We start from the raw sequence: 13812 nt of genomic DNA on the forward strand, positions 1-13812 counted from the left end.
CGGAGGAGGGAAGCGGAGTGGTTCCTCCGCTGACTGACGACAACGCGGCAGATGGCAAAATAGGCAGTGCTGTCGCTGTAGTTTCTGGCCGGATGGATCACTAGTGCTTTCCCTTCCTGTCAGCCATGCTGAACAGAATCAGGAATACGGCTGAAACCGTATATGCAATCAAAAGCGAAAGGTCTGTGTTCATTTTCCCATACAAAGGTCCTGGTATGCCGAACAGGAAGGACACTACCCCCACGACGCCGCCCGCAATGGCTGCTGCAAACGCACCCTTTCTTGTGGCCCCTTTCCATACAAGCCCGCCCAGCAGCGGGATCAGAAGGCTGCCCATGTACGGATAATTGAAAATGATCATGGCATCCAGGATGTCGGTCATATGGAAGGCAAAGAAAATGCCTGCCAGGCTGCCCAGGAACACCGCTGCCTGTGAAATCAGTTTTGATTTTGGAAGCTTATCCAGGTCCTCCACCTCCGGATGAAGGAATTTATTATAAAAATCCCTTGCAAAGGACGCGCCCATGGACAGGATCACACAGTTGGCGCTGGACATGGCTGCTGCCAGTATGGCTGCAATCACGATCCCTGCCAGCACAGGAGGCAGTACGCCGGTGGCAGCTATGGTGAAAATACCGTCTGTCACGCCCGGGAAAAGGCTCCTTGCCGCCACGCCGATGGTGGAACAGAACCCGCCTATGATGATGACCAGGATACCGCCTATGATACAGCCGATTCTTGCTGTCCTTGCGTCTTTGGATGACTGTATGCGCGAATAGGCGTCATAGGACACGGATATGGACAGCAGGAACGGCAGTACCAGGTATATGAACCTGGATCCCATTCCGGCCGGAATGAAGGGTGTTGCAAAAATCTCCCCAATGTTTCCCCCAGCCCCCACATAACGGATCAGGATGGCCACTGCCAGGATCGGCACGCCCACTGCGATGATGGCTGTCTGGGCCACATCGGTGAGCACGACGCCCCACATGCCGCCCACGGTGCAGTAGATAAGGATTACGACTGCCGTAACCACCACCCCTGTTTTAAAGGGGATGCCGAAACCAGCCAGGATACCGCCGGATGCCAGCAGCTGCGCAATGAAAATCCCAAGAAGGCTGGGCACATTGCTGATCCAGGCCCACAGGCGGATTGCCTTGCTCTCCCCATAACGCTGTGCAAAATAATCCAGGGGCACATAACCCTCCTGCTCCCTGAGCTTTTTTGTGGTTACAAGACCCGCTATAATCAGCCCGCCGCCGCACCCGAATGCATAATACATACCCGGCCATACGCCCAGGTCATAACCATTGGTGGCGCTGCTTAACACAATCCCCACCCCAATTTGTACCGCTGCCAGCGTAATGGCGGTCATGGTCACGTTCAGCCTCCTTCCCGCCACCAGATAATCAGAAGTCGCCTTATTCCTTCTTGCAGCGATTATCCCAATCAGGATCATTGCTGCAAAGTAAATGACGCAAACCACTACCACGATTTTTTCCTTTTCCATACCATAATTCCTTTCTTTTTCACTTTAAACCATTAAAGCCCACGTGTATTTTACCACCAAAGGCGTAATTTGGCAATATGCATTTTGCAAAATGTCAAATAAATCGGATGCTGCTTCTTTTCCATTGCATTCTGATATTTTTCTGTGATAATATAGAAGCTGTTACAAGGAGGTTTTGACCTACCCATCCAACCTGAAAGGCAGCTTACCATGGATTTAAAAAAGACCTTGTCTGAACAGATTTATGAGATATTAAGAAATGATATCGTAACCCAGGCCATTCCCTGCGGCTCCAAGCTTACCCTTAAGATACTCCAGGAACGCTTCCATGTGAGTTCCACCCCTATCAGGGAAGCCCTGACCCGCCTGGCAGAAGAGCAGCTTGCCTCCTATTATTCCAATATAGGCGTGTCCGTTGTCAGCCTGGACGAGACTGACGTAAGGGAAATCTACCAGTTCATGGGCGACCTTGACAGCCTGGCTGTGAACTACGCCTCCCTCTGCCCGGACCAGAAGCCCATCCTAAGGGAACTGGCAGGGAATCTTGCGGGGATGGATGCCTGCGCCCTGTCCTCCCCTGACTGGCAGGATTACTCGGACCGTTTCCACCTGATATTTTATGACTACTGCCAGAACAGCCGCCTGGTCCATTCTGCTGAACGCATGCGCAGCCAGATGTCCATCCTGGCCTACCAGTATGAAAAACAGGCCCCTAAGCAGGACCTGATTTCAAAAGAACACCATATGATTTTTGCCCTGTATGAAGCAGGACAGTATGGGAAGGCCGTGGCTATGATGAAAGAGCATCTGGGCCACTCCCTGGAGTTTGCAATGGAAATCTGCCGAAACCAGCCGGACTGACGCGCAGCGCCCTTTTTTGCGCGCTCCGCCTAACCGTGGTTTTCCAACTGCACCGGCACCCGGAACGCCTCATGCCACACATACCCCGGGCCTTCGAACCGCAGGTCCAGGTCCTTATCCCCTTCTTCATAAAAAGCATAGATTCCAACCAGCTCACCATTCTGGTATACACAGCGCCCCCATCTGTCACGGGTTGGGTCCTGGGGATCTTCCTCCTCCTGGACCGCCCTCACATGCTTAAGATGCATATCCTTCTGTCCATCCATGGTAACCTTGGTGCCGAGATAGACACAGGGGCGGTAGTGTTCCTCTGCATCCTCCATAATGGTCCCATATTTTTGGAGCCAGGCCTGCCTGTCAATCTTCTCAGCGGAAACAATCTGAATCGTGCAGTCACTTAATTCCACGGACTGGTTTAATTCCTCCTTCCCCTCCGGGACCGGGATACTCATCCATCCAGACTTCTCCTGGCGGGCCAGACTGACCGAACCGCATTCCAGGAAAAAGCTTCCTTCATCAAACCGCTCCGGAATCTCGTAGAAAAAGGTGGTCCACTCCCTGCCTTCTATGCGCTTCATAAACTCGGATGAAGAGCCGTAGAAGTTGCGGTTGGCCTGGAAACCGGTTTTCCTTCCCCTTCCTTTTTCCGCTGCCGTCTCACAGACCAGCCCGTATACCTCAGGCGTTGCGCCGTATGTCCCGTCCGTCCAGATATAGGCCGTCACACTAAGGCCATTGTCTGTCTTCTCCCCTGTCGCCATGATGCCCACGCCCTCTTTGATGACCATGCCCGGTATGTCCCCTATCCCGGGATATTGGCCGGCCTTGACAAATTCAATGGAAAAGCCGTCCTCAAAACCCGGGATATGGATCTGATAACTTCCCTCCGGCCCGGGGATTTCCAATTTCATCTTATCCGAATAATAGGTAAGATAGGCAGTCACATATCCATTCCTTAAAAACCCCTGATAATTCCCAATCCTTGCCGTCCTGTCCGCTGAAAAGCTGCCACCTGGAATTCCTGCCCCTGATATGGAATTCGTAAAATGCTCTTTCTGGTATTCTCCCTGTACGCCCTCCTCCGCGCTCCGGTATCCCGCCCTGGCCTCAAAGCTGCTGCGCCCATAAATCCCCTGTTCCCTGTCAATGGGAAAATAATCCAGGTTCTTATAAAGCTGGTCCCCTTCTTCTACAAGTCCAGGATTTTCCTCCTGCTGCTCCAGAAGCGCTTCGGCCTCTTGTTTTGGGATTTCAGTAACCGAATAATCCTTCAGTTCCACCAGGAAATAGAGCGTCCCGTCATGATAAACGGATGACAGCAGCCTGGCCTCCGCCCCTTGCGTCCTTATGGGCCCAGGCTCCTGCTTCAGGACATAAACCGGGGCCTGACCGGCTGAAAAAATGCCATACCCCTTTGCCAGCTGGACGCCATTTACAGCTTCCTCCTGCTGCTCTTGCTGCTTCTGCTTCCCTTGCTGCTCCTGCTTCCCTTGCTGCTCCTGCCGTATGCCATCGGTTTCCCCTATCCCTTCTGCTCCACCTGCGCCAGTAATCCCGGCCCCATTTCCCTGCGCACAGGAAGTAAGCCACAGGACGGCTGCCAGCCACAGGCCCTTGGCCAGGATTCTTTTTCCTGGGCGGATAAGGCCGCCCTTCCCCATTTTTCCCATAAGCAGTATCCTCCTCTTGTTTCTTCTTCCATTATAATCAATCCCCGCCTTTGCTGCAAGAAAATCCATCTGCCCCACAGCTGGCTGGCAAATGAAACAGGCAGGGGCCGCGCAACTTACGCCGCGCGCCTCTGCCTTGTATCGTATGGCCTTATAACAATTTCCAGATGGCAATTAAAATGGAAAATACCGCAATTCCTTTTTTCAGCAGGTTCTGGTTAATCCTTACCGCGTTCCTGCTTCCATAAACCACCCCGATTCCGTGGAATACAAGGGCTGCACCCATCACCGGCAGGATTGAGTTTACATCGCACTGCATCATATAACCGATGCATGCGGGAATCCCGATGAATACCGAGTTAAACAGCGCCACCCCCACCGCTGTCCTGATGCCGATTCCCAGCACCACCAGAAGGGGCATCACAAGGACCGGGCCGCCTGCGCCGGACAGGGCGCACACAGCGCCTGTGACAAATCCCAGCACCAGGGTGGCTGCCAGGTGTTCCGATATCACATAGCCCTTTTTATCATCCCCGTCCTTCTTATCCTTTCTGAGAAGGATGGAAATACCCGACAGCAGGACCACCACATAGAGGATGACCTTGACAATGGATTCCGGTATGACCAGATTCAGCTTCACCCCCAGGATGGCGCCTGCCAGGCTTCCTATACTGAGACGGATGCCAAAGGGGATATCCAGGTTCCCTGCCTTTTTATAGTTCACCGAGCCAAGGGCGCCTGATACGATGAAGGCCGCAAAGCTTAAGGCCAGCCCCTCCGTCACCCCCATGGCCAGCGGCCCCGTATATACAATGGGCAGAAGAAACCCCGCCACTCCCGTAAGTCCTACAAATGCGCCTACCACCAGGTTCGCTGCCACAACAATCAGCCAGAATACCATGCCCCAGTCATCCTCCTTGTCCTGTCTTTCTACTATGTTCTGTCCTTCTACTATGTCCTGTCTTTCTACTATAATCCATTTGTCTCCATATATTTTCCTGACTCATACAGGATGCGCTCCTCATCCATGGAAAGCACTTCCCTGTCCTTCATCAGCAGCCTGCCGCCCACAACCATGTCCGCCACATCTCCCGCGCCCACGCACTCAAACAAGGTGCGAAGCTTATTGCCGGTGGGGCACAGATGGGCCTGGTTCATATTGATGCTGATGAAGTCCGCCTTATATCCGGCCTCCAGCCGCCCCAGGTCCCCTTCCTCATCAAGGGCAGCTGCCCCGCCTTCCAGGATTATCTTGAAAATAGTCTCCGCAGGCATGACCTTCGGGTCATGATTGGGTACGCCATGGAAAATGTTCATGACGGAGCGGAATATCTTCATCTCATTCCACAGGCTTAAGCCCCCATGGGCAGCCCCGTCCGTTCCCATCCCAACCGGAATCCCCATCTTAAGAAGCTTCGGCGTATCCGGCACCGCCTTGCCGCAGTTGCTGAATGGGCAGTGGCAGGTCTTTACCCCGCGCTCCTTTAAAAGGGCCATCTCCTCATCAGAAAGGATCAGGCTGTGCGCTCCCAGGAAATGACTGTCCAGCACCTGCATTTTCTCCAGGTATTCATATGGGCGCATGCCCTCCCGCTTAATGATTCCATTGACCTCGCCCATGTACTCGTTCATATGGGCCTGAAGCATGGTGCCCCGTTCCCTTGCGTGTCCTGCTTCCAGTTCAACCAGCCGGCTGGAACAGGAGTTGAGGGCGCGCAGGGAATAGTATACCTTCAGGTTCCCATTACCATGGAACCCATCATACAGGGAATCCGTGCGCCTGACCGCCTCCTGCGCATCCATTGCAATGGACTGGGGAAGTCCTTCCTCATCCATGGTGGAATAGGACAGGGCGCCCCTGAGCCCGCTTTCTGCATAGACCCGGGCCGCGTCTTCCATATAATAGCTTCCTGCGTCAATAAAGCCGGTTGTTCCTGATTTAATCATCTCCAGTGCGGCTGCCTGGGCGCTAAGGCGCATTTTCCCAGGTGTCAGCGTGCTTTCAAAGGGAAGCATGACCCTGGTCCAGATAATGGGCTTTGCATCTAGTACCAGACCCTTTAACAGCTGCTGGCCCGTATGCATATGGCTGTCTATGAGCCCAGGCATGAAAAGCTTTCCTTTTCCACTGATTGTCTCAGCCGCCTGGTATTTTTTCCACAAATCCGTTCCTGTCTCCACAATACGGCCATCCTGGACCGCGATATCCACATGTTCGCTTAAAACATCGGATTTTATCAACACAGTTCCATCCTTAATCAACAAATCGCATGTCTGCATCCTATCTTCTCCTCACTTTTTATGAAAATCCGGTCCAGACCATTCCATCAGATCACGCCTGCCAGTGTCAAAAGCATCTGGTCCCAGAGGCATGAACCCAAAAACGTTCCTGTCATGACAAATATCCCGACAATCAGTATCTTCCAGCCCTGGCTGATGAATGTCTTTAGCTGGTCGCTGATAGCCAGGCCGGCAAATGCGCCAACCATTGTAAACGGAGCCGTAAAATTGATATTGGCCGCTGCCTGAATCACAAAATCCCGCACCGGGGAAATGGGGGAAGCGGAAATCAGTCCGATAATGGAGCAGTAGGCCACGATGGGAAGCTTTAAAGGAAGGATCTTGGTAAGCACCACCGCTGCCATGGAAATCACGATCAGCACCACCAGCCCGGGAATGGAATCACCAAATCCCACTCCATAGCCAATCAGGTTGGCCAGCCCGGTCCCGCATGCCGCAATTACAAATAATACAAGCCATTCTATGTACCTCATACCGTCCCCTCCTTCATCTCAACATTTTCACTGCCCTTTAAGGCAAATTTCCCAAGCTTTGGCTCCAGGATCCTGTACAGCTTATCTGTCATGGGAATTGCAATGAACATGGTTATGTACATGCCGGTGATTCCCGCAATGGTCTCGCCCACGCTGGCCATGGCTGAAATGGTCTCTGCCCAGGAAGGATAGATGGCGCACAGGCTGGCGCTGGAGCTGGCCATCATGATGCCCGCGCCCACGCCTGAGGCAAGGCCAAGGGCCTGTGGATGGAACCATCCGGTCATACCTACCACGGAGGCCATCAGTCCAAAGTAAATGGTTCCCACCATGCCGCCCACAATGTAGATGGACAGGCTGCCCCTGGCCTCAGCTGATTCCGGCCCGTAGATATTGTTCACCAGCGCCATATGGTATTCCCTGTTAATGGAATGGCAGGCGCCGATGGCCTCCCGTTTCATTCCTAAAAGGATTGCAACCGGCAGCGCCAGCAGCGGTCCTAGCAGGTTCCCGAAGCCGTGGAGCAGAAGCACGGGCCCGGACTGGAGGATGGTATCGATGTTGGCTCCGGCCGTGATGCCCAGCTTGGCGATAAAGGGACAGATGCCCACCACAACCAGCTTGGAGGCCGCCTTCACATGCTTGTTATCCACGATCTTAAGCACCTGGGGACCGCTTAACACACCCAGGATAATCGCATAAAATATGGGGAACAGGATGAACATGCCCTTTCCCACCGGAATCTTGATCTGCCCGATATTATCTGCAATCAGGATAAATCCGAATGCCAGGGCATAAATCTTCCATTCCACTGCAAACCGTTCCTTTAGGGAACCATACACATATGTTTCTTTCTTTTTGCCGCTCATAAGAGCCCCTCCTTTCCAGCCGGCTTTTTTTCACCCCGCCGGCTGTTACAATCACCTTGTATTGAGTATTTTAGACAAAACCCATTCCTAAAAAAAGGACAAATGAGCACTTTTAACGGAAATCTTCATTGATTTTGTTTTTTATATGATGGTATACTTATAAAAAGGCAAAATACAGAAATACAGGAATAGAGGGAATACCAATGACACTGACTGAACTGGAAGAAAAGGTTCCTGCCCTGAAGGAATATACAAAGACCATGCCTCCGGAAATACGGAGCCGCTGCACGGTAAGGACCCACGCCGCAGGCTCCATCATCCATCAGAAAGACATGGAGCTTAATTACTTCGGTATTGTGGCCGCCGGGGAGAACCGGGTAATCAATGAGTTTGAAAATGGAAATGTCTACATGATTGAGGGCAACAAGGCCATTGACTTCATCGGCGAGGTCACCATCCTGGCTGGCATGCCCCGCACCTCCGTGACCATTGAGGCGGTGACCGACAACGTGGTGGCCTATATCAGCCGCAGGGATGCACAGCAGTGGCTGTCAGAGGACATGAACATCCTGCGCCTGACAGCCAGGCACACGGCCTTTAAACTCTACCGTTCCTCCTACACCAATGGGGCCAAGCTCTTTTACCCGCCCTCCTATCTGCTGCTGGATTACCTGGTGCGCTATGGCAGGCAGAACGGCATGGAAAGCGCCCGTCCCCCAAAAACCATAACCGTGGGCCGGACCCGCCAGATGCTCCAGGAGGAAATCGGCGTCAATGTCAAGACACTGAACAGGACCATCCGCCAGCTGAGGGAGGAAGGCTTCTTTGATATCTGCAAAGGTAAGCTCTCCTTTACAGGGGAGCAGTACAGGGCGGCCATGGACTGGCTGGAGTCAGCCAAAGATAAGTAGGATTCCTGTGATTTAATCCCAGGAAATCAGTCAATGTTTCTTCCGGGGTTTTGATATAATGGCAATACTAACTTTTTAGGAGTGTTGCCATATGAATCCCAATGCAGGTTTGACAGAAGATAATAGAGAAGATTGCGCTGTGGAAAGTCCGGATTACGGCGCTGCCGGAAGCCAAGACTACAGCGCTGGCCTAAGCCAAGACTACAGCTCCGCTGGAAGCCAAGACTACAGCTCCGCCGGAAGCCAAGACTACGACGCCGCCCAGATACAGATTCTCGAGGGCCTGGAAGCCGTCCGCAAACGGCCCAGCATGTATATTGGAAATACATCTGCCCAGGGGCTGCACCACATGGTCTATGAAATCGTGGACAACGCGGTGGACGAAGCCCTGGCCGGATACTGTACTGAAATTGAGGTTTATCTGAATCCGGATAACTCCGTCACCGTACACGACAACGGCCGGGGTATCCCTGCCGGAATCCAGTCCAAAACAGGCCTGTCGGCCATACAGGTGGTATTTACCGTGCTCCACGCAGGCGGTAAGTTTGATAACAGCAGCTATAAGGTATCAGGAGGCCTCCACGGTGTTGGGGCCTCTGTTGTCAATGCCCTTTCCAGCCGCCTGGAAGTAAAGGTGGACCAGGATGGGTATTCTTATGTCCAAAGCTATGAGCGGGGCATTCCCCTTGGCCCTGTCCGTGTTAAGAGTACCTGTGCCAGCCAGGAACACGGCACCACCGTGACCTTCTGGCCGGACAGGGAAATATTTAAGGACTGCTGTTTTCACCCCGGGACCCTGATGCAGCATATGCAGGAAACCGCCTTCCTTATGAGCGGGCTTACAATCACATTATATAATCGGTCCGCGTCCCGGGACCAGGACAGCCATTGCGATGCCCCGGTCTGGCGTTTCTGTTATCAGGATGGACTCAAGGACTTTGTCAGATCCATCAATGGCCCTGAGCCAACCCTTTATCAGGATATCCTTTACGGCCAGTCCGGCACGGATGAGGTCCTGGCTGAATTTGCACTGATACACAACACGGGGTTTGATGAAAAGCTCCGCAGCTTTGCCAACAACATTTCCACCCCGGAAGGCGGCACCCATGTAACCGGATTCCGCCAGGCGCTTACACGGGCCATCAATGATTATGCCAGAAAACAGGGCATGTTAAAAGAGTCAGACCCATCCATCTCCCGGGAAGAACTGTCCGAAGGCATGACCGCCGTCATCAGCGTGCGCCTGAAAGAACCGCAGTTTGAAGGGCAGACCAAACAGAAGCTGGGAAGCAGCAGTGCCCGCCCCGTGATGGACCACCTTGTATACACAAAAATCACCCTGTTCCTGGAGCAGAATCCGCTGGCGGCCAAGGCCATCATCAACAAAGCGGTCCTTGCCAAGAAAGCCAGGGCTGCCGCAAGAAGCGCAAGGGAGATGGCCCGCCGAAAGACAGCCCTTGCGGGTCTGTCCCTGCCCGGCAAGCTGGCCGACTGTTCAGGCCGCATCCCAAAGGACTGTGAACTCTTCATCGTGGAAGGGGACTCCGCCGGCGGCTCCGCCAAGATGGCGCGCTGCCGTGAGAACCAGGCGGTGCTTCCCCTGCGGGGCAAAATACTGAACGTGGAAAAAACCAGCCTGGACAAGGTCTGTGCCAATGCGGAAATCAAGGCCATGATTTCCGCATTCGGTACCGGTATCATGGATGGGTTTTCATTGGACGGCCTGCGCTATCACAAAATCATCCTGATGACGGATGCGGACGTGGACGGCGCCCACATCACCACCCTGCTTCTCACCTTCCTGTTCCGGTACATGCCCCAGCTCATTGAGGCCGGTCATGTGTATCTGGCACAGCCGCCCCTTTTCAGGGTGGAAAAAGGCAGGAATCTCTGGTATGCTTACAGTGACAGCGAACTTTCGCAGATACTGGAGGACATGGGACGCGATGGGAACTACAAAATCCAGCGCTACAAGGGCCTTGGGGAAATGGACGCCAAACAGCTATGGGAAACCACCATGGACCCGGCCCGCCGCACCCTGCTGCGGGTGGGGACCGCAGACGCCCATGACGCCTTTGGCAAGGACAGCAGTGAAAGCGGGACCAGCCGGATTTTCCGTATCCTTATGGGGGATGACGTGGAACCAAGGAGGAATTATATCCTGGAGCACGCCCAATATACCACCATGCTGGATGTATGAAGGGAAAATAGATGACCCAGGATCTTTTGTGGTCCAGGATCCTTAGTGGGTCAGAATCCTTAGTGGGTCAGGATATGCAGGTAAAGCGCAGGTGCGCACAGAAAGGGGGGATATGCTTGAACCGTGGGGATTTACAGTTATTCATGACCATCCTGGAAGAAAATAATCTCATAAAGGCCGCCGAACTTCTCTATCTGTCCCCATCCACGGCCGGAGCCAGACTGCGCGCCATGGAAGATGAACTTGGTTTTGAGCTTTTTGAGCGGAAACGCGGGGTAAAGACCGCCCTGCCCACACCCAAGGGACAGGACTTTGCCCGTCTTGCGTCCCAGATGCTTGCACTGTGGAATGAAGCGGACCAGATTACCCGCAGCCAGGAAAAACCCGCGCTTTCCATAGCAACCGTGGACAGCTTCCTGGACCATAACCTGTCGCCCCTTTACAGGGAACTGGTATCAGACCACGGCTTTTCCCTGGATATCAAATGCTATCCCGCCGATATGATATACTCCCTGGTAAGCAGCAAACAGGCGGATGTAGGGTTTGCACTGTATCACACCAGCTGTCCCCATGTGGACGTGGTTCCCATCATGGAGGACGAAATGGTTCTGGTGCTGCCGCACAGGAAGGATGCCAGCCAGGAAGCCGTCCACCCGTCTTCCCTGCCACCGGAAAAAGAACTGCTGACCGGGTCCAGGTTCAACAGCAACCTGGGCTGGGGCCCTGAATTCAAGCTATGGCATGACCGGTATATCAATCCACAGGCCAGACCCCTGGTAACCGCCTCCAGCATCTCCATACTGACCGGATTCCTGGAAGGCAGGGATTACTGGACCATCATGCCGGCCACAACCGCCAACGGCCTGAAGGCCCACTATCCCATTACCGTCCTGCCGCTGTCCCCTGCCCCGCCGGGACGCACCCTCTATATGCTCACCCATGAATCCCCGTCCTGCCTGTCAGCCAAGAACACGGATATCTTTTCCCGGTATCTCAGGGATTATCTGAACATACACTGTCCGCAGGGGTGTCTGATGGAATAAGCGGCGATGGAATAAGACCTCTTCCCGATATTGCCGCGGCATTTAATATGGGTTATAATAGCAGTACAGATCATGGCAGCCGTGAACCACAGTCAGCGCCAGAAGCAAAGGAGGATTCCCAAATGGTCACAATTAATCAAGACGCCTGTACCGGCTGCGGCCGCTGTATCAAAGACTGTATTGCAGGCACCATCTCCCTTCAGGATCATAAAGCCCGGTCAGCAGGAAGCTGTCTTCTCTGCGGCCACTGCGTGGCTGTCTGTCCAACCGGCGCAGTCTCCATCCCGGAGTATGACATGGAGGACGTGGAGGAATTAGCCCCGGAAGAAGCCGCGCTGGAAACCGGACGCCTGTTAAAGGCAATCAAATCCCGCCGGAGTATACGCAGCTATAAACAGATGCCCGTGTCCAGAAGCTATATGGAACTGCTGTTACAGGCCGGCCGGTATACGGCCACTGCCAGGAATACACAGGGATGCCGTTTTATTTTTGTGCAGGAAGGGCTTGGTCTGTTCAAGTCCATGATATGGGAAGGAATCGGACGGATCCTCAACAGTCCGGACCCCGGCCCGGCAGAACCCTACCGGAATTTTTACAATGCCCGTCAGGCCGACCCCCAGGATGATTATCTTTTCCGCAACGCACCATGCGTCCTTTTCATAGCTGCCCCCAGCGCCATTGACGCCGGGCTGGCCGCCCAGAACATGGAGCTTACCGGAACCTCCCTGGGCCTTGGCTTCCTTTATAACGGTTACCTGCGAAGGGCCGCGCAGATGATTCCCGAAGCCAGGGAATGGCTGGAAACCGGCGGCAAGCCCTTAGAAGCCTGCGCCCTGCTTGGATTTCCCGATGTTACATACAAAAGGACTGCCCCCAGACGGGCTGCGGACGTTGTCTTCCACTAGAGCGTGTTTGAAAATTGCCTTCCGTTGGCTGTGCGTCCCACTTTGTGGGAGATTTGGTCCCGATGATGGAGGCGTAGCGAACTACGCTGACTGAATCGGGGCCAAATATACCGCGAAGTGGGGCGTGCAGACGGCGGGAATGAATTTTCAAACAGGCTCTAGTGAACAGCTGTTTCGGGATATCTGATTCCTGCCAGATGATATCCAGCCCAAGCCAGATGACACTCATTTCCAGCCAGATGATACCCATTTCCAACCATACGATTCTCCGGGGGACGCCATGAAATTTGACATCTACAAATTAGCCGATAAATACAAACTGACGGAAACCGAGGTGCAGGTGCTGCGCTACATCCTGGATAACCATGAACAGTCCATGAACATGGCTGTCCGGGACGTTGCCAACTTAAACTATACCTCTGCCGCCACGGTCATCAAGCTGTCCAAGAAAATGGGATATACCGGTTATATCGACATGGTATACCGTCTTAATTTCATGATTAAGAACCGGCAGATGGACCAAAACCACACCTCGGACCTGACCAGTTTCATGAACAATATACCCAGCGATTGTCTGGAACATTTCATTGAACAGATCCGGGTCCACAGAAACCACCTGATTCTTGTCTCTGCCACCGGCTTCTCCACCCCCCTGGCCGAATATATTGAACGCAAGCTGCTGGTAACCGGATTCCGGTGCATTAAAACCAATGCCTACGAAGTCTACGACAGCAACAAACTGGGGGCTTCCCTTATGATTGCCGTGTCCAGAAGCGGCGAGACCGACACCATTGTACGGGTGGCTGATTCTGCCCATGAAAACCAGATGGATATCATCTCCTTCACAGGAGAACAGATGAACCATATTGCCGGCATTTCCACGGTCAACATCCCAATCCTGGATGATAAGGCGCTGGATGACCGGAACCTCCAGGCCAACTACTTTTATGCACGGGTCATCATCGTATTTGAGCATCTGATGGACCGGGCGCTGGAGCAGCTGGAGAAAACGGAGAAACTAGATAAACTGGAGAAACCGGAAAACGGATGACAAACCATACGATATCAT

12 protein-coding genes and 2 pseudogenes are annotated in these 13812 nt (G+C 53.4%); 7 read left to right on the forward strand and 7 right to left on the reverse strand.

Annotated features, from left to right (window positions below; all coding sequences use genetic code 11):
• Positions 1-100: 100 nt before the first annotated feature.
• Positions 101-1510, reverse strand: coding sequence for a sodium:solute symporter family protein (locus tag DWX59_RS05890; RefSeq protein ID WP_117556942.1), 1410 nt, complete (start codon positions 1508-1510; stop codon positions 101-103).
• Positions 1511-1720: 210 nt separating this feature from the next.
• Between DWX59_RS05890 and DWX59_RS05895 the strand changes: the two genes are divergently transcribed.
• The gene (locus DWX59_RS05895) at positions 1721-2371 is read left to right on the forward strand and encodes a GntR family transcriptional regulator (protein ID WP_117556944.1); all 651 of its coding nucleotides are present in this window, start codon (positions 1721-1723) and stop codon (positions 2369-2371) included.
• Between the two features lie 29 nt (positions 2372-2400).
• On the opposite strand, the gene DWX59_RS05900 is transcribed toward DWX59_RS05895, so the two are convergent.
• From DWX59_RS05900 to DWX59_RS05925, 5 genes are all read right to left on the reverse strand, one after another.
• A complete protein-coding gene (locus DWX59_RS05900) occupies positions 2401-4041 on the reverse strand; it encodes a hypothetical protein (RefSeq protein WP_147325761.1) in 1641 nt (546 codons plus the stop codon).
• Between the two features lie 151 nt (positions 4042-4192).
• Positions 4193-4942, reverse strand: a complete 750-nt coding sequence (locus tag DWX59_RS05910; RefSeq protein WP_117556950.1) for a sulfite exporter TauE/SafE family protein — start codon at positions 4940-4942, stop codon at positions 4193-4195.
• A 68-nt stretch (positions 4943-5010) separates the two neighbouring features.
• Complete coding sequence (locus DWX59_RS05915; protein ID WP_117556952.1) at positions 5011-6321, reverse strand: amidohydrolase family protein; 1311 nt, start codon at positions 6319-6321, stop codon at positions 5011-5013.
• Between the two features lie 47 nt (positions 6322-6368).
• Positions 6369-6815, reverse strand: coding sequence for a hypothetical protein (locus DWX59_RS05920; RefSeq protein ID WP_117556954.1), 447 nt, complete (start codon positions 6813-6815; stop codon positions 6369-6371).
• Complete coding sequence (locus DWX59_RS05925) at positions 6812-7684, reverse strand: DUF3100 domain-containing protein (protein WP_117556956.1); 873 nt, start codon at positions 7682-7684, stop codon at positions 6812-6814. The genes DWX59_RS05920 and DWX59_RS05925 overlap by 4 nt, the downstream gene beginning before the upstream one ends.
• 203 nt (positions 7685-7887) lie before the next feature.
• On the opposite strand from DWX59_RS05925, the gene DWX59_RS05930 reads away from it, so the two are divergent.
• The 4 genes from DWX59_RS05930 to DWX59_RS05945 all read left to right on the forward strand — a co-directional run bounded on the left by DWX59_RS05930 (position 7888) and on the right by DWX59_RS05945 (position 12743).
• Complete coding sequence (locus tag DWX59_RS05930) at positions 7888-8595, forward strand: Crp/Fnr family transcriptional regulator (protein ID WP_117556958.1); 708 nt, start codon at positions 7888-7890, stop codon at positions 8593-8595.
• 91 nt (positions 8596-8686) lie between these two features.
• Positions 8687-10795, forward strand: coding sequence for a DNA gyrase/topoisomerase IV subunit B (locus DWX59_RS05935; protein WP_227115799.1), 2109 nt, complete (start codon positions 8687-8689; stop codon positions 10793-10795).
• Between the two features lie 116 nt (positions 10796-10911).
• Positions 10912-11838, forward strand: a complete 927-nt coding sequence (locus DWX59_RS05940; RefSeq protein WP_117557300.1) for a LysR family transcriptional regulator — start codon at positions 10912-10914, stop codon at positions 11836-11838.
• Between the two features lie 122 nt (positions 11839-11960).
• Positions 11961-12743, forward strand: a complete 783-nt coding sequence (locus DWX59_RS05945; protein ID WP_117556960.1) for a nitroreductase family protein — start codon at positions 11961-11963, stop codon at positions 12741-12743.
• Here DWX59_RS05945 and DWX59_RS29810 read toward each other — a convergent pair.
• Positions 12691-12834, reverse strand: a pseudogene (locus tag DWX59_RS29810) (DUF6783 domain-containing protein); the annotation flags it as partial. The gene DWX59_RS05945 and the pseudogene DWX59_RS29810 sit on opposite strands and share 53 nt — an antisense overlap.
• Here DWX59_RS29810 and DWX59_RS29815 point away from each other — a divergent pair.
• A pseudogene (locus DWX59_RS29815) lies at positions 12772-12930 on the forward strand (DUF6783 domain-containing protein). The pseudogenes DWX59_RS29810 and DWX59_RS29815 sit on opposite strands and share 63 nt — an antisense overlap.
• 93 nt (positions 12931-13023) lie before the next feature.
• Positions 13024-13794 carry a MurR/RpiR family transcriptional regulator gene (locus DWX59_RS05955; RefSeq protein WP_117556962.1) on the forward strand — a complete coding sequence of 257 codons (771 nt, stop codon included), beginning with the start codon at positions 13024-13026 and terminating at the stop codon, positions 13792-13794.
• The last annotated feature ends 18 nt before the right edge of the window (positions 13795-13812 follow it).

Source organism: Enterocloster aldenensis, assembly GCF_003434055.1.
GTDB lineage: Bacteria > Bacillota > Clostridia > Lachnospirales > Lachnospiraceae > Enterocloster > Enterocloster aldenensis.

Bases quoted from the DNA above. Each gene is read 5' to 3' on its own strand.
- DWX59_RS05890 (WP_117556942.1), bottom strand. From the start codon at position 1,510: ATGGAAAAGGAAAAAATCGTGGTAGTGGTTTGCGTCATTTACTTTGCA.
- DWX59_RS05895 (WP_117556944.1), top strand. From the start codon at position 1,721: ATGGATTTAAAAAAGACCTTGTCTGAACAGATTTATGAGATATTAAGA.
- DWX59_RS05900 (WP_147325761.1), bottom strand. From the start codon at position 4,041: ATGGGAAAAATGGGGAAGGGCGGCCTTATCCGCCCAGGAAAAAGAATC.
- DWX59_RS05910 (WP_117556950.1), bottom strand. From the start codon at position 4,942: ATGGTATTCTGGCTGATTGTTGTGGCAGCGAACCTGGTGGTAGGCGCA.
- DWX59_RS05915 (WP_117556952.1), bottom strand. From the start codon at position 6,321: ATGCAGACATGCGATTTGTTGATTAAGGATGGAACTGTGTTGATAAAA.
- DWX59_RS05920 (WP_117556954.1), bottom strand. From the start codon at position 6,815: ATGAGGTACATAGAATGGCTTGTATTATTTGTAATTGCGGCATGCGGG.
- DWX59_RS05925 (WP_117556956.1), bottom strand. From the start codon at position 7,684: ATGAGCGGCAAAAAGAAAGAAACATATGTGTATGGTTCCCTAAAGGAA.
- DWX59_RS05930 (WP_117556958.1), top strand. From the start codon at position 7,888: ATGACACTGACTGAACTGGAAGAAAAGGTTCCTGCCCTGAAGGAATAT.
- DWX59_RS05935 (WP_227115799.1), top strand. From the start codon at position 8,687: ATGAATCCCAATGCAGGTTTGACAGAAGATAATAGAGAAGATTGCGCT.
- DWX59_RS05945 (WP_117556960.1), top strand. From the start codon at position 11,961: ATGGTCACAATTAATCAAGACGCCTGTACCGGCTGCGGCCGCTGTATC.
- DWX59_RS05955 (WP_117556962.1), top strand. From the start codon at position 13,024: ATGAAATTTGACATCTACAAATTAGCCGATAAATACAAACTGACGGAA.